The 17,735-nt window shown below is 75.4% G+C and carries 2 protein-coding genes; both read left to right on the plus strand.

Features of this window, described 5'->3' with window-relative positions; translation table 11 throughout:
• Nucleotides 1–66: 66 nt before the first annotated feature.
• Nucleotides 67–17,319, plus strand: a complete 17,253-nt coding sequence (locus V1634_RS15920) for an amino acid adenylation domain-containing protein (RefSeq protein ID WP_331208591.1) — start codon at nucleotides 67–69, stop codon at nucleotides 17,317–17,319.
• The gene (locus V1634_RS15925) at nucleotides 17,316–17,558 is read left to right on the plus strand and encodes an MbtH family protein (protein ID WP_331208592.1); all 243 of its coding nucleotides are present in this window, start codon (nucleotides 17,316–17,318) and stop codon (nucleotides 17,556–17,558) included. The genes V1634_RS15920 and V1634_RS15925 overlap by 4 nt, the downstream gene beginning before the upstream one ends.
• Nucleotides 17,559–17,735 lie beyond the last annotated feature (177 nt).

A 17,735-nucleotide genomic window follows, 5' to 3' on the forward strand; every position in this document is an offset into this window, starting at 1 on the left:
GCCGATCCCCGACACCACCTTCGTCCCGGACCGTTCCCACCCGCTCGCGAGAGGCGGTACCTCGTCGTGCCCACAAGTGACCTGAACCGTGCCGAGGCCGGGCCGACGGCAGAGGCCGGGCCGACGACGCAGGGCGGGCCGACGACGGTGGAACGGCACCGGATTCTCGTCGAGTGGAACGACACGGTCCGGCCGGCACCCCCGGCGACCTGGCCGGAACTCTTCGCCGGGCAGGTACGCCGGGCGCCCGGCGCGATCGCGGTGGTCTGCGAGGACGTCGAGCTGACCTACGCCGAACTCGACGCCCGGGCGGACCGGCTGGCGCGGGCGCTGCGCGCCAGGGGAGTCGGGCCGGAGCGGGTGGTGGCGCTCTGCCTGCCCCGCTCGGTGGACATGATCGTGGCCGAGGTGGCGGTGCTCAAGGCCGGCGGCGCCTACCTGCCGGTGGACCAGGACTACCCGGCCGAGCGGATCGGCTTCATGCTCGCCGACGCCCGGCCGGTATGCCTGGTCAGCACGACCGCGCTGGTCGGCGAGCTGCCGGAGACACCGGGCCTGCCGAGACTGCTGCTCGACGAGCTGACCGACACCGATCAGGTCGAGACCGGCCCGACGGCGGGATTGCCGGCACTGGCCCCGGAGAACGCCGCCTACGTCATCTACACCTCCGGGTCGACCGGCCGGCCCAAGGGGGTCGTCGTCTCGCACGCCGGGGTGGCCAAACTCGTCGCCACCCAGAGCGCCCGGCTCGGCGTCGGGCCGCGCAGCCGGGTACTCCAGTTCGCCTCGCCCAGCTTCGACGTGGCGTTCTGGGACCTCTGCCTCGGGCTGCTCTCCGGCGGCCGGCTGGTGGTGGTACCGGCCGAACGCCGGGTGCCCGGCCCGGCGCTGACCGAGTACGCCCACCGGCACGGCGTGACCTTCATGATCCTGCCGCCCGCGCTGCTCGCCGCGATGCCCCGGGAACTGACCCTGCCGGCCGGGGCGACCCTGCTGGCCGGTACCGAGCGGGTCTCGCAGGAACTGGTCGCCCGGTGGGCGCGGGACCGGCCGATGTTCAACGCGTACGGGCCGACCGAGGCGACGGTCAACTCGACGCTGGGGGAGTGCGACCCGGCCACCCCGCCCGGTGGCGTGGTGCCGATCGGCCGCCCCGACCCCGGCACCCGGTGCTACGTGCTGGACGCCGCCCTCCAACCGGTGCCGGTCGGCGCCACCGGCGAGCTCTACCTCGGCGGCACCGGGCTGGCCCGGGGCTACCTCGGCCAGCCGGGGCTGACCGCGCAGCGCTTCGTCGCCGACCCGTACGGGCCGGCGGGCGGGCGGCTCTACCGCACCGGTGACCTGGTGCGCTGGCTGCCGGACGGGCGGCTGGAGTTCCTCGGCCGCGCCGACGACCAGGTGAAGATCCGCGGGTACCGGATCGAGCCGGGCGAGATCGAGTCGGTACTCGCCCAGCATCCGGCGGTGGGTCAGGTCGCCGTACAGGCCCGGCCGGGGCGCGACGGTCAGCAGCGGCTCGCCGCGTACGTCGTACCGGCGCTGGACCGGCCGGCGGACCGGGACACCGAGTCGGCCCGGGTGGCCGACTGGCAGCGGCTGCACGAACTCCTCTACACCGCCGGGCGTACCGAGCGGTTCGGGGAGAACTTCACCGGCTGGAACAGCAGCTATGACGGACTGCCGATCCCGCTTGCCGAGATGCGCCAGTGGCGGGACCGGACGGTGGAACGGATCCTCGCGCTGCGCCCGCGCCGGGTGCTGGAGATCGGTGTCGGCAGCGGGCTGCTGCTGGCCCGGGTGGCGCCGGAGGTGGAGTCGTACTGGGGCACCGACCTGTCCCCGGCGGCGATCGAGGCGCTGCGCGACCAGGTGGCGGCGGTGCCGGCGCTGGCGGGTCGGGTCGAGCTGCGCGCCCAGCCGGCCGACGTCACCGACGGGCTGCCGACCGGCTTCTTCGACACCGTCGTGCTGAACTCCGTCGTCCAGTACTTCCCGAGCGTCGACTACCTGGCCGACGTGCTCCGCCGGGCCGTCGAACTGCTCGCCCCCGGCGGCAGCGTCTTCGTCGGCGACGTGCGCAACCTGCGGCTGCACCGCATCCTGCGCGCGGCGATCGAGGCGGGCCGCCGCCGCCCGGACCCCGACGACCGGCGGGCCGCGCTCGCCGCCGTCGAGCAGGCCCTGCACTGGGAGGGCGAACTGCTGCTCGACCCCGACCTCTTCCCGGCGCTGGCCCGACAGGTGCCGGCGATCACCCGCGTCGACTGCTGGGTCAGGCGCGGCCAGGCGCACAACGAACTCACCCGCTACCGGTACGACGCCGTGCTGCGCACCGCCGCCGGCACGGAGTCCACCGTGGACGACGCTGTCGAGCTGTCCTGGGACGACAACCCCGACGGGCTGGCCGGGCTGGCCGGGCGGCTCGACCCGGCGCGGCCGGCCGTGCTGCGGGTGACCGGGGTACCGAACGCCCGGCTGGACGCCGACCTCGCCGCGTACCGGGAGCTGACCGGCGGGACCGGGTCGGCGGGCGGGACCGGGTCGGCCGTCGATCCCGAGGCGGTGTACGAGCTGGCGCGGCGGCACGGCTACCGGGCCGAGGTCACCTGGTCCGGTACCGGCGAAGACGGCCGCCTCGACCTGCTCTTCTGCCGCCCGGACGCGCTGCCCGCCGGACCGGCGTACCGGCCCGCCCTGCCGGCGGAGCCGGCCCCGCCGCAGCGGTACGCCAACCGGCCGGCGCCGTTCCGGGACGTCGCCGCGCTCGTGGCTGAACTGCGCACGTACGCCCGTAGCTGGCTGCCCGAGCACATGGTGCCGGCCGCCTTCGTACCGCTGCACGAGCTGCCGGTGCTGCCGAGCGGCAAGCTGGACCGGGCCGCGCTCCCGGCGCCGGACTTCGCGGCGGCGAGCACCGGAGCCCGGCCCCGGGACGCCCGCGAGGAGGTGCTCTGTGCCCTCTACGCCGAGGTGCTCGGGCTGCCGGAGGTCGGGGTGGAGGACGACTTCTTCGCCCTCGGCGGGGACAGCATCGTCTCGATCCAGCTCGTGATCCGGGCCCGGCAGGCGGGGCTGGTCGTCACGCCGCGCCAGGTCTTCCAGCGCCGTACCGTCGCCGAGCTGGCGCCGGTGGTCGAGTCGCTCTCCCGGGATGTCGAGGACGACCCGGAGGCGGGGGTCGGGGAGTTCCCGCTCACCCCGATCATGCGCTGGCTGGACGAGTGCGGCGGGCCGATCGACGCCTTCGCGCAGTGGCTGGCGGTCCGGGTACCGGCCGAGGCGAGCGTCGAGCGGCTGACCGCCGCGCTCCAGGCGGTGCTGGACCGGCACGACGTACTCCGGTCCCGGCTTCACCGGGCCACGCCGGAGCGCCCGGGCCGGCTGGTGGTACCACCGCCCGGCACGGTGCCGGCGGCGGACCGGCTGCACCGGGTCGACGTCACGGGACTGACCGAGGAGGCGCTGCGCGACCGGATCGCCGCCGAGGCGGACGAGGCGGGCCGGCGGCTGGCCCCGGAGGCCGGCGTGATGCTCCAGGCGGTCTGGCTGGACGCCGGACCGGGCCGGGCCGGCCGGCTGGTCGTGGTGGTGCACCACGTGGTGGTCGACGGCGTCTCCTGGCGGATCCTGCTGCCCGACCTCGCCGCCGCCTGGACCGACGTGCTGGCCGGCCGGCCGCCCCGGCTGGAGCCGGTCGGCACCCCGCTGCGCCGCTGGGCCGAGCTGGTGCACGCCGACGCCGAGTCGGCACAGCGGACCGCCGAACTTCCCCTCTGGACGGAGCTGCTCCGCGGCGACGACCCGGCGCTGGCGGACCGCCCCCTCGACCCGGTCGGCGACCTCGACAGCGTCCGCCGGCTCACCCTGCGGCTACCGGCCGAGCAGACCGCACCGCTGCTCACCAGCATTCCGGCGGCCTTCTCCGCCGGGGTCAACGACGTACTCCTCACCGCGCTCGCCATGGCGCTCGCCGACTGGCGCCGGCGACGGGGGACCGGTCTGCCCGGACCCGCGCTGGTGGCGTTGGAGGGGCACGGCCGGGAGGAGCAGCTCGCCGACAGCGTCGACCTGTCCCGCACCCTCGGCTGGTTCACCAGCATCTTCCCGGTCCGGCTCGACACCGGACCGATCGACCTCGACGAGGCGCTGGCCGGTGGCGAGGACGCCGGCCGGGCGCTGAAGCGGATCAAGGAGGGGCTGCGGGCCATCCCCGACCACGGGCTCGGGTACGGGCTGCTGCGGCACCTCAACCCGGAGACCGCCGCCGTACTGGCCGGACTGCCGCAGCCGCAGATCAGCTTCAACTACCTCGGCCGGTTCGGCGTGGAGTCGTCGCCGGACGGCTGCTGGACCGCGCTGCCCGGGCTCGGCCTGCTCGCCGGTGGCTTCGACGCGGCCATGCCGGTGGCGCCGTACCCGCTGGAGGTGAACGCCTTCACCGAGGACCGGCCGGACGGCCCCGGGCTCGGGGTGACCTGGGCCTGGCCGGCGGCGCTACTGTCCGAAGAGGACGTCACCGAGCTGGCGCAGGGCTGGTTCGCCGCGCTGGAGGCGCTGGTCCGGCACGCCGCCCGACCGGGAGCCGGCGGGCCGAGCCCGTCGGACTTCCCGCTGCTGGCGCTGCGGCAGGACGAAGTGGACGACCTGGCCGCCGCCGTACCGGCGGTCGCCGACGTGCTGCCGCTGACCCCGTTGCAGGAGGGCTTCTACTTCCACGCGGTCGCTGCCGGCGCGGAGCGGGACCCGTACCGGGTGCAGCAGGTGATCGAGCTGCGCGGGCCGCTGGACGCCGCCGCGCTGCGCCGGGCCGGGCAGGACGTGCTCGACCGGCACGCCCCGCTGCGGGCCGCGTTCCCGCAGCTCGCCGACGGGCGACCGGTGCAACTCGTCGCGGAGGGCATCAGGCTGCCGTGGCGCGAGGTCGACCTGACCGGGTACCCCGAACCGGAGCGGGCGGCCGAGTTCGAGGCGCTGGCCGAGGCGGAGCGGGCCGCCCCGTTCGACCTGACCCGACCGCCGCTGCTGCGCTGCGTACTGGTCCGCTGGACCGCACAGCGGCACAGCCTGCTGCTCACCCACCACCACATCGTCACCGACGGCTGGTCGGCCGGGGTGACCCTGCGGGACCTGCTCGCCCGGTACGCCCCGGACGGCGAGCCGGACCGGTTGCCCCCGGTCACCCCGTACCGGCGGTACCTCGAGTGGCTGGCCGGCCGGGACCGGGTGGCTGCCGAGCACGCCTGGCGGACCGCGCTGGCCGGCCTCGACGGCCCCACCCGGCTGGCCGCCGAGGCCGACGAGGACTTCGACGGGATGTTCCAGCCCGAACGGGCCCGGGTGGCGCTGTCGCCGGAGGTGGCCGGCGCACTGGCCGGACGGGTCCGGGCCGCCGGGCTGACCCTGGGCAGCGTGCTGCACGCCGCCTGGGCGGTGCTGCTCGGCCGGCGCCTCGGCCGGCGCGACGTCGTCTTCGGCAGTACGGTCTCCGGCCGGCCGGCCGAACTCGACGGCGTCGAGGCGATGGTCGGGCTCTTCATCAACACCCTGCCGGTGCGGCTGCGCTGGACTCCGGCCGAACCGCTGGCCGAGCTGGCCGGCCGGCTCCAGCGGGAGCAGGCCGAACTCCTCGACACGCAGCACCTCGGGCTGCCGGCGATCCAGCGGCTGGCCGGCGGTGGGGAACTCTTCGACACCCTGGTGGTGCTGGAGAACTATCCGGTCGACGCGGTCCCGCGCCATCCCGGCGGGCTGGAACTGGCCGGGGTCGAGTTCCGGGAGGCGACCCACTATCCGGTCACCCTGCTGGTCTCGGCGGCCGGCGGATCGCTTCAGCTGACCGTGGAGTACGACCCGGACCGGATCGACGCCGCCACCGTACGCCAGCTCCGTACCGGCCTGGCCGAGATCCTCGGCGCGTTCGTCGCCGAGCCGGACCGACCGGTCGGGCGGATCGACCTGCTGCCGGCCGCCGACCGCGACACCGCGCTGACCCGGCTCACCGGCCCGGTCGCCCCGGTGCCGCCGCAGACCCTGCCCGGCCTGGTCGCCGCGCAGGCGCACCGGACACCGGACGCGGTCGCGCTGATCGACGGCGAGCGGCGGATCGACTACGCCGAGCTGGACCGCCGGGCCGGTGCACTGGCCCGGCGGCTGGCCGCCCGTGGCATCCGGGCCGGCGACGTCGTCGCGGTGGCGGTACCCCGGTCGGCCGAGCTGGTGGTGGCGCTGCTCGGCGTCATGAAGGCGGGCGCCGCCTACCTGCCGCTGGACGTGACGCATCCCCGGGAACGGCTCTCGATGGTCCTCGCCGACTCCGGCGCCCGCGCCGTGGTGTCCACCGTGGACGTGCTGGGCCGGCTTCCCCGGCCGGCCGGCGTGCCGCAGCTGCTGGTCTCCGCGACGGCGGAACCGGAGGGGCCGTCGAGCGCGGTCGGTGCCGGCGGCGACCCGGAAGCACCGGCGTACCTGATCTACACCTCCGGATCCACGGGCCGCCCCAAGGGGGTACTCGTCGGCCACCGGGCGATCGTCAGCCAGCTCGCCTGGTCACAGCGGCGGTTCGGGCTCGGCACCGACGACCGGATGCTGCAACTCGCCCCGGCCGGCTTCGACACCTCGGTCTGGGAGATCTTCTGGCCGCTCTCCACCGGTGCCGCCGTGGTGCTGCCCGGCGAGGACGAGGCCGGTGACCCCAGCCGGCTCGCCGAGCTGGTCCGCCGGCACCGGGTCACCGCGGTCACCTTCGTACCGTCGCTGGTCGAGGCGTTCCTGCTCGCCGACGAACCGACCGCCGACCCCGGCTGGGCGGCCGGCCTGCGCTGGGTCTCCTGCGGCGGCGAGGCACTCGCCCCGGAACTGGCCCGACGCTGGCAGGAGCGCACCGGCACGGCGCTGGACAACTTCTACGGACCCACCGAGACGGCGGTGCAGGTCACCTGGTGGGCTAACGACGGCGGCGCGGAGCGGACGGTGCCGATCGGCCGCCCGGTGGCCAACACCCGGCTGTACGTGCTCGACGACTGCCTCCGGCCGGTGCCGCCCGGCGTACCCGGTGAGCTGTACGTCGCCGGAACCCAGCTCGGGTACGGCTACCACGCCCGGTACGGGCTGACCGCGCAGCGTTTCGTCGCCGACCCGTACGGGCCGGCGGGGCAGCGCATGTACCGCACCGGTGACCTGGTGCGGTGGCGTACGGACGGCGTACTCGAATACGTCGGCCGCAGCGACGACCAGGTCAAGATCCGGGGGCACCGGGTGGACCTCGGCGAGGTGGAGGCGGTGCTCCGGGCCGCGCCGGGGGTGGCGCAGGCGGTCGCCGCCGCCCGGGTCGACGGTCGGGGCCGGACCGGTCTGGTCGGTTACCTGGTGCCGGTCGCCGGGCGGCGGCTCGACGTCGAGACGGTCCGCGCGGCGGCCCGGGCCGGGCTCCCCGAGTCGATGGTGCCGGGCCGGCTCGCGGTGCTCGACGCGCTGCCGTTGACCCCCAGCGGCAAGCTCGACCGCGCCGCCCTGCCCGCCCCGGAGCGCACCGGTACGCCGGCCCCCGCCACACCGGCCGCCGTGCAGGTGCCGGCCGGGGCGTCCGGTGTGGACGGTCCGGAGCGGTCCGCCGGGGGCGGCGCGGCCGAGCGGCTGCTCCGGGAGGTCTTCGCCGAGGTGCTCGGCCTGGCCGAGGTCGGCGCCGACGGGGACTTCTTCGCCCTCGGCGGCGACAGCATCCTCTCGATCGCGGTCTCCAGCCGGGCCCGCCGGCACGGGCTGGCGCTCGCGCCGCGCGACGTCTTCCGACACCGCACCCCACGGGCGCTGGCCGAGGTCGGCGGCGGCGACGCCGCACTCGCCCCGGCCGACACCCCGACGGCGACGGTCCCGGCTCCGGCCGCCGCCACCGCCGGAACCGCTGTGGACCCGGACGAGCCGGGTGAGGTACCGCTGCTGCCGATCGTGCACTGGCTCCGGGAGACCGGTCTGCCGATCGACCGGTTCACCCTGAGCACCCTGCTGGTCGTACCGGCCGAACTGGAACTCGGCTCACTGGTCGCCGTACTCCAGGCGGTGCTGGACCGGCACGCCGGCCTGCGGCTGCGGCTGCACCGGATCGCCTCGGTGCTCTGGTCGCTCCAGACGTCCCCGGTCGGCACCGTCCGGGCGAGCGACCTGGTACGCCGGGTCGACGTCGCCGGACTGGACGGGGCCGGGCTGCGTGCCGTGCTGGCCGCCGAGTCCGCCGCCGCCACCGACCGGCTCGCCCCGGACGAGGGGAGAATGCTCCAGGCGGTCTGGTTTGACTCCGGCGACCGGCCCGGCCGACTGCTGCTGGCCGCTCACCACCTGGTGGTCGACGGCGTCTCCTGGCGGATCCTCCTGACGGACCTCGCCACCGCCTGGGCCTCGGTCCGGGCCGGCCAGCCGCCCCGGCTCGCCCCGGTCGGCACCTCGCTGCGGCGCTACGCCCGGGTACTCGGCGAACACGCGCACCGCCCCGAGCGGCTGGCGGAGCTGCCGCACTGGGTCGAGACGCTCGCCCCGGGCGCGGAACTGCTGCCGGGGCGGACCCGGCCGACGGGAACGGCCCGCCAGCACGTCGTACGCCTCGACCCGGTGCAGACGTTGCCGCTGCTCACCGCCGTACCGCCGGCGGTCGGTGGCGAGGTCACCGGAGTACTCCTCGCGGCGCTGCGGCTCGCGGTGACCCGGTGGCAGCACCGGCACGGCCGCGACGGTAACGCCGACCTGCTGGTCGACCTCGAGCGGCACGGCCGGGAGGAGATCGAACCGGACCTCGACCTCTCCCGCACGGTCGGCTGGTTCACCAGCGTCGCCCCGGTACGCCTGCCGGCCGGCACCGACCCGGCCGAGCTGCTGCGTACGGTCGGCGAGCGGATCCGGGCCGTACCGGACGGCGGCCTCGGCCACGGGCTGCTGCGGTACCTGAACGCCCAGGCGGCGCCGATCCTGGCCGGACTCTCCCCGGCCCAGCTCCTCTTCCACTACTACGGCCGGTTCCCCGGCGGCACCGACCAGGACTGGACGCCGGCCGCCGAGTCCGACGCGATCAGCGTGGTCAACGGCGGGCTGGGCCTGTCCCATCTGCTCCAGGTCGACGCGGTCGCCACCGAGACCCCGGCCGGGCCGGTGCTGACCGCGACCTGGACGTGGCCGGACGGCGTGCTCGACGAGCCCGAGGTGACCGGGCTGGCCGCCGAGTGGCTCGACGCGCTACGCGCCCTCACCGACGCCGTGAGCCAGCCGCCCCGCGACGCCGTGGGACAGCCGCCCGCCAGCACCGGCCCCGACCCGACGGAGCACCGGCCCGTGATCGCGGCCGGGCTGCCGCTCGGCCCGGACGAGGTCGACCGGATCATCCGGACCAGCCCGGTACCGGTGGCGGAGATCTGGCCGCTCTCGCCGTTGCAGGAGGGCCTCTACTTCCACGCCAGTTACGACACCTCGGCGCTGGACGTCTACACCGCACAGGACGCCTTCGACCTCGGGTACCGGCTGGACTCCGACCGGCTGCGCCGGGCCGGCGCCGCGCTGCTGGCCCGCAACCCCGGCATGCGGGCCGGGTTCGTCAGCGAGGGACTGCCCCAGCCGGTACAGGTCGTCGGGGTGGGCCCCGAACTGCCGGTGACCGAGGTCGACCTGACCGGCCTCGACCCGCAGACCCAGCGGGCCCGGATGGCCGAGCTGATGGCGGAGGACCGGCGTACCCGGTTCGACCTGACCCGGCCGCCGCTGTGCCGGCTGCTGCTGCTCCGGCTCGGCGACGACCGGGACCGGTTGGTCGTCAGCCACCACCTGGTGCTCTGGGACGGCTGGTCCGAGGAACTCTTCGTCGAGCAGCTCTTCACCCTCTACGAGCGCGACGGCGACGACCGGGACCTGGCGCCGGCCGGCTCCTACCGCGACCATCTCGAATGGCTGGCCGCCCAGGACACCGAGCTGGCCGGTCGGGCCTGGCGGGACGCGCTCGCCGGACTCGCCGAGCCGACCCTGGTCGCCCCGGAGGCGAGCCTGACCCCGGTGGTCCCGCACCGGGTCCGGACCGAACTGCCGACCGCGCTCGGCGACCGGCTGCGCGGGCTGGCCCGCCGGCACGGGCTGACCCTCAACACCGTGCTCACCGCCGCCTGGGGACTGGTCCTCGGCGGTCACCTCGGCCGCACCGACGTGGTCTTCGGGATGACGGTCGCCGGCCGGCACGCGGACGTGCCGCACGTGGAGAACGTCATCGGGCTCTTCCTGAACACCGTGCCGGTACGCGTCACCGCCGAACCCGGCGAACCGGTGCTGCGCCTGCTGCGCCGGCTGGGGGAGCAGCGGATCGAACTGATGCCGCACGACCACCTCGGGCTCGGCGCCGTGCAGCGGGCCAGCGGGCACGCCCGGCTCTTCGACACGCTCTACGTGTTGCAGAACTTCGTCGACGAGGGGGAGTCGGCCCGGCTGCGGGACCGGCACGGGATCACCGCCGTCGACGGGGTGGACGCCACCCACTATCCGCTGACCCTGGTGGTCACCCCGGCGCAGCGGCTCCGGGTGGCCCTGGACCACCGCCCCGACGTCGTACCCGGCTCGGCGGCCCAGAGCCTGCTGGACCGGTTCGTCGCGCTGCTGGCCCGGCTGGTCGCCGAGCCGGAGCTGCCGGTCGGCCGGCTCGACCTGCTCACCGGGGCGGAACGGGCCGAGCTGGCGGCGGAGTGGACCGCCACCCGGCATCCGATCGGCACCGATTCCGTCGCCGACCTGCTCGCCGAGCAGGCCGCCCGGACCCCGGACGAGGTCGCCCTGGTCTTCGCCGGCCGCACCCTGACGTACGCCGAGTTCGACGCCCGGGTCAATCGGCTGGCCCGGCTGCTGGTCGCCCGGGGCGCCGGACCCGAGCGGGTGGTCGCGCTGGCGCTGCCCCGCTCCATCGAGATGGTGGTGGCGCTCTTCGCGGTACTGCGCACCGGAGCCGCGTACCTGCCGCTGGAGCTGGACCACCCGGCCGAACGGCTGGCCTTCGTGCTCGCCGACACCGCGCCGATGTGCCTGTTGACGGTGACCCCGGTCCGGTCCGGGCTGCCGGCGACCGACACCCCGACCGTTCCGCTCGACGATCCGGCGGTCGTGGCCGAGCTGGCCGGACTCTCCGGTGCCGCGCTCACCGACGCCGAACTCCCGGCCGGGTTCGCCCGGACCGATCCCGACCGGCTGGAACACCCGGCGTACCTGATCTACACCTCCGGCTCCACCGGGCGACCGAAGGGGGTGGTGACGCCGTACCGGGGGTTGACGAACATGCAGCTCAACCACCGCGAGGCGATCTTCGACCCGACCGTGGCGGCGGCCGGTGGCCGGCGGCTGCGGATCGCGCACACCGTCTCGTTCGCCTTCGACATGTCCTGGGAGGAGCTGCTCTGGCTGGTCGAGGGGCACGAGGTGCACGTCTGCGACGAGGAGCTGCGCCGGGACGCCCAGGCGCTGGTCGGCTACTGTGACCGGCACCGGATCGACGTCGTCAACGTCACCCCGAGCTACGCGCACCACCTGATCGAGGAGGGCCTGCTCGACCGGTCCGAGTCGACCGAGGTCGGGCGCGGTCGGCACCGGCCGGTACTGGTGCTGCTCGGCGGCGAGGCGGTTTCCGAGGCGGTCTGGAACCGGCTGCGGGACACCGAGGGTACCGCCGGCTACAACCTCTACGGGCCGACCGAGTACACGATCAACACCCTCGGCGGCGGGACCGGGGACAGCGCCACCCCGACCGTCGGGCGGGCGATCTGGAACACCCGGGCGTACGTGCTCGACGCGTACCTGCGGCTCGTCCCGCCCGGTGCCCCCGGTGAGCTGTACATCGGCGGGATCGGGCTGGCCCGCGGCTACCACCGGCGGCTCGGACTGACCGCGCAGCGGTTCGTCGCCGACCCGTACGGTGCGCCGGGGGAGCGGATGTACCGCACCGGTGACCTGGTCCGGCGCCGGCCGGACGGGAACCTGGACTTCCTCGGGCGCACCGACGACCAGGTGAAGATCCGGGGGTACCGGATCGAGCTGGGCGAGGTCGAGAGCGCGCTCGCCGAACATCCGCTGGTGGCGCACGCCGCCGTGGTCGTCGACGCCAGCACCGATCCCGGGGTACGCCGGCTCGCCGGCTACCTCGTCCGGGCTGCCCAGTGGCCGGAGTCGGACGACGACACGGTGCTGGCCGACGTCCGGGCGGAGCTGAAGCGGCGGCTGCCGGACTACATGGTGCCGGCCGCGCTGGTACCGCTGGACCGGCTGCCGCTGACCGTGAACGGCAAGCTCGACGTGGCGGCGCTGCCCGCCCCGACGGTCCGGGCCGGTGCGGCCTCCCGTCCGCCGGCCACCCCCGCCGAGCAGGCGCTGCGTGACCTCTTCGCCGACCTGCTCGGAGTGCCGCAGATCGGTGTCGAGGAGAACTTCTTCGACCTCGGCGGACACTCCCTGCTGGCGATCCGGCTGGTCAGCCGGGCCCGGGTGGCGCTCGGCGCCGAGCTGGCGATCCGGGACCTCTTCGAGGCGCCGACGGTCGCCGAGCTGGCCGCCCGGATCGAGGCGGCGGCCGGCAACGACGCGGCCCGGGGCGACGCGACCCGAGGCGACGCCGCCGGGCCCGGTGGCGCGGCCGGTGAGGGCGCCGGCCGGATCGCGCTGGTCCCGGCCGAGCGCCCCGCCGTGCTGCCGCTCTCCTTCGCGCAGCAGCGGCTCTGGATGATCCAGCAGCTCGCGCCGGAGTCGGCGGCCTACAACTTCCCGATCGCGGTACGGCTGCGCGGGGCGCTGGACGTCGCGGCGCTGCGTGCCGCGCTGGCCGACCTGACCGGCCGGCACGAGCCGCTGCGTACCCTGCTCGGCGAGCGGGACGGCCAGCCGTACCAGCGGGTGCTGCCGGCGGCCGACGCCCGGCCGGTGCTGGAGACCGTCGCCGCCACTCCGGCCCAGGTGGCCGGGATCGTCCGGGAGGCGGTACGCAGCCCTTTCGACCTGACCACCGAACCGCCGCTGCGGGCCACCCTCGTCGCGGTCGACCCGGCCACGGATGGGGCGCCGGAACACGTCCTGGTACTGGTGTTGCACCACGTCGCCACCGACGAGTGGTCGGACGGGCCGTTCCTGCGCGACCTCGGCACCGCGTACGCGGCCCGGCGGGCGGGACGGGCGCCGGACTGGGCACCGCTGCCGGTCCAGTACGCCGACTACACCCTGTGGCAGCGCCGGCTCCTCGGCGACCCGGCGGACCCGGGGAGCCGGGCGGCCCGGCAGCTCGACTACTGGCGTACCGCGTTGGCCGGCGCGCCCGAGGAGCTGGCGCTGCCCACCGACCGGGCCCGCTCGGGGCGCCCGGATCCGGCCGGTGCCGAGCTCTCCGTGCCGCTGCCCGCCGAGGTCGGCGCGGGGCTGCGCCGACTCGCCTCCCGCACCGGCACCAGCCTGTTCATGGTGGCGCACGCGCTGGTCGCCGCTCTGCTGCACCGGCTCGGTGCCGGCACCGACATCCCGCTCGGCGCGCCGATCGCGGGGCGGGACGACGCGGCCCTCGACGACCTGGTCGGGTTCTTCGTCAACACCCTGGTACTCCGGACCGACCTGTCCGGTGAGCCGACCTTCACCGAGTTGCTGTCCCGGGTACGCCAGACCGACCTGGCCGCCTTCTCCGCCCAGGACGTGCCGTTCGAGGCCGTGGTCGAGGCGGTCAACCCGGCCCGTTCGGTCTCCCGGAACCCGCTCTTCCAGGTGATGGTGGTGCACCGCAACCGGACCGCCGAGTGGAGCGGTCTCGCCGGACTGACCGTCACCGACGAGCCGGTCGACACCCCGGCCGCGAAGTTCGACCTGGTCTTCGACTTCGCCGAGTCCGGCGAGCCTCCCGTCGGGTCCGTCGACCAGCCGGGCGGCGTCGGGTCCGTCGACCCGCCCGGCGGCGTCGGTGGTGCGGCGCTGAGCTGCCTGCTGAAGTACCGGACCGACCTGTTCGACCGGGAAACCGTGGCGCTGCTCGGCGAGCGGCTGCGCCGGCTGGCCGGGGCGGTCGTCGTCGACCCCGACGCGCCGCTGGGCAGGATCGACGTCTTCGTCGGCGACGAGCGGGACCGGGTGCTGCGCGACTTCAACGCCACCGGCCGGGCGGTGCCGGAGGAAACCCTGCCGGCCATGTTCGCCGGGCGGGTGGCGCAGACCCCGGAGGCGGTCGCCGTGGTCGACCGGCAGCGGACCCTGTCCTACGCCCAACTGGACGCCGAGGCGGCCCGGATGGCCCGGCTGCTCGCCGGGTACGGGGTCGGCCCGGAGACGGTGGTCGGGGTGGCGGTACCCCGCTCGGCGGAGACCGTGGCGGTGGTGCTCGGGGTGCTCCGGCTCGGCGCCGCGTTCCTGCCGCTGGACCTCGGCCACCCGGCGGACCGGCTGGGATACATGGTCGAGGACTCCGGCGCCCGGATCGTGGTGACGACGTCGGAGGTCGCCGAGCGGCTGCCGGAGCTGTCCGGGGTGGACCGACTGCTGGTCGAGCCGGTCCAGCCCGAGCCGGTACCGGCGGTGCCGGACGTGACCGGGCCGACGGTGCCGGCCGGACTGGACCACTGCGCGTACGTCATCTACACCTCGGGCAGCACCGGCCGGCCGAAGGGCGTGGTGGTGTCGCACGAGGGTCTCGGCAGCCTGGTCGCGACCGCCGTCGACCGGATGGGGGTCGACGACTCCTCCCGGGTACTCCAGTTCGCCTCGACCGGCTTCGACGTCTTCGTCTTCGAGCTGGCCATGGCACTCGGGGTCGGTGGCCGGCTGGTGATCGCCCCGGACGAGACCCGGGCACCCGGCCGGGCGCTGGTGGACCTGCTGGAGCGGGAGCGGGTCAGCCACGCGATCCTGCCGCCGAGCCTGGTCTCCGCGCTGCCACCGGACTGCCAACTGCCGGCCGGACTGGTCGTGCTGGTCGGTACCGAGACGGTGCCGCCGGACGTGATCGGGCGGTGGGCCCGGCGGCTGCGGCTCTTCGCCGCGTACGGGCTGACCGAGGCGACGGTGAACTCCACGCTCTGGCGGGCCGAGCCGGACTGGTCCGCCGCGGTGCCGATCGGCCAGCCCGACCCGAACACCCGGGCGTACGTGCTGGACGAGCGGCTCCGCCCGGTACCGCCCGGGGTGGCCGGCGAGCTGTACGTCGGTGGCCGAGGACTCGCCCGGGGCTACCTGGGCCGTCCCGGGCTGACGTCGGAGCGCTTCGTCGCCGACCCGTACGGCCCGGCCGGGGCCCGGATGTACCGCACCGGTGACCGGGCGCGGTGGCGGGCCGACGGCATCCTGGACTTCCTCGGCCGGGTCGACGACCAGGTGAAGATCCGGGGCTTCCGGATCGAGTTGGGCGAGGTCGAGGCGGTGCTCGCCCGGCACCCGGGGGTACGCCAGGCGGCGGTGGTGGTGCACCGCGACGCCGACCTGACCCGACTCGCCGGGCACGTCGTGCCGGCCGGCGGCCCGCTCGACCCCGCCGAGGTACGCGCGCACGCCGCCGAAGCGCTCCCCGACTACATGGTGCCGTCCGCCGTACTGGTCCTCGACGGTCCGCTGCCGCTGACCGCCAACGGCAAACTGGACCGGCGTGCCCTGCCGGCGCCGGACTGGGCGGCGCTGACCGGCGACGACGCACCGGTCAGCCCGGCAGAGCAGCGCATCGCCGACCTGGTCGCCGAGGTGCTCCGGTTGCCGAGCGTCGGGACCTCGGACAACTTCTTCGCCCTCGGCGGGCACTCGATGGCGGCGATGCGGCTGCTCGGCCGGATCCGGGCGGTGCTCGGCGTCGACCTGGCGGTCCGGGACATCTTCGAGGCGCCGACGGTGGCCGGGCTGGCGGACCGGCTCGCCGGGGCGGTGGCGGAACGGCCGGCACTGCGCCCGGTGGGCGACGGGGCCGCTCCGGTCGCGGCGCCGGTGCAACAGACCTGGTGGGACCTGCACCGGGCGGGAGCCGAACGGCAGCCGTCCGGCCGGACCGGCTGGGACCTCGCCCTGGCGGTCCGCGCGGCCAGCGGACCGGGCGACGGAACGGGTGGGGCGGCGCGGCTGGACGTACCGGCGCTGAAGGCGGCGCTGGCCGATCTGGCGCAGCGGCACGAGCCACTGCGTACCGCGCTCGCGGCGGGTGCGGCCGGCGAACCCGTGCCGGTGCCGGTGGTCGACCGCGAACTGCTGGAGGTGCTGCCGGAGACCGGAGTGCCGCTCGACGACCGGGTCGCCGAACTGGTCGGCGACGGCGTGGACCCGACCCGGGAGCCGCCGCTGCGGGCCCGGCTGCTGACCGGTCCGGGCGACGATCGGGTACTGCTGCTGACCATGCACTATCTCGGCGTCGACGAATGGTCGGTGGTGCCACTGGCCCGGGATCTCGGCACCGCGTACGCGGCCCGGCTCGCCGGTCGGACACCGGAGTGGGCGCCGCTGCCGGTCGGTTATCCGGACTACGCCCGCTGGGCGGGTACCCTGCTCGGCGATCCGGCCGACCCCGGCAGCCGGCAGGCCCGGCAACTCGACTGGTGGCGGGATGCGCTCTCCGGCGTACCCGATCGGCTGGCGCTGCCGACCGACCGGCCGCGACCGGCGGCGCTGGCCGGGCGCGGCGGCCGGGTCGAGTTCACCCTCGACGCGGCGACGCACCGGGCCGTCGACGAGCTGGCCCGGCAGACCGGGACCAGCATGTTCATGGTGTTCCAGGCCGCCCTGGCGGCGCTGCTGCACCGGGTCGGCGCGGGCCCGGACGTCCCGATCGGCACCCTGGTCGCCGGCCGGACCGAGGCGGCCCTCGGCGACCTGGTCGGCTGCTTCGTCAACCCGCTGGTGCTGCGCACCGACACCGGTGGCGACCCGACCTTCACCGAGCTGCTCGGCCGGATCCGCGAGGCGGACCTGAGCGCCTTCGACCGCCAGGACGTCCCGTTCCACGCGGTCCGCCGCCTCCTGCCGGCCGGTGCGACGCTGCCGCAGGTGATGCTGGTGCACCACGAGGAGGCCGGGCTGGACGGTCCGGACGATGTGGCGGCGCTGCGGTTCGCGCCGGTGCCGACCGGGACGACCCGGGCCGAGCTGACGGTCAGCTTCTACGAGCCGCTCGGCGACGGCCCGGTGCACGGCGAACTGGAGTACGCGGTCGAGCTCTTCGAGCCGGCGACCGCACGCCGGCTCACCGACGAGCTGCTCGGGCTGCTCGCCTCGGCCCTCGCCCGGCCGGGACTGCCGCTCTCGGCACTCGGACCCGACCCGCTCGGGCCGGCAGCACCACCTGTTGACCCTACGAACCTAAGGACCAGCTCATGACCACGAATCCGTTCGAGGACCCGGACGGGCAGTACCTGGTGCTCGTCAACGACGAGGGGCAGCACTCGCTCTGGCCGTCCTTCGTGGACGTACCGGCCGGCTGGGCGGTGGCGTTCGGCGCGGACGGCCCGCAGTCCCGGGACGCCTGCCTCGCGTACGTGGAGGAGAACTGGACCGACCTGCGCCCGCGCAGCCTCCAGGAGCGGATGGCCGGTGCCACCGTGGAGCCGGATCGCTGATCGGCGGCCGGCCGGATCGAGTTTCGACTGCCGATCGCCAAGTAACTGTGCGATTACTACGACTGTCGGAGATTGAAGTAGCCTGCATCCTGTGATCATCGCCCGCAACGTGATGACACTTCAGCGTTTGCGGGCCACTCTGTGGCTACCGTGGCCGTTGCCGAAGGGCTGGGGCTG

The sequence above is a fragment of the Plantactinospora veratri genome, assembly GCF_036421995.1.
In the GTDB taxonomy this organism is placed as follows: Bacteria; Actinomycetota; Actinomycetes; order Mycobacteriales; family Micromonosporaceae; genus Plantactinospora; species Plantactinospora veratri.

Coding starts and splice junctions, on each gene's coding strand:
- V1634_RS15925 (WP_331208592.1), top strand. CDS start 17,316: ATGACCACGAATCCGTTCGAGGACCCGGACGGGCAGTACCTGGTGCTC.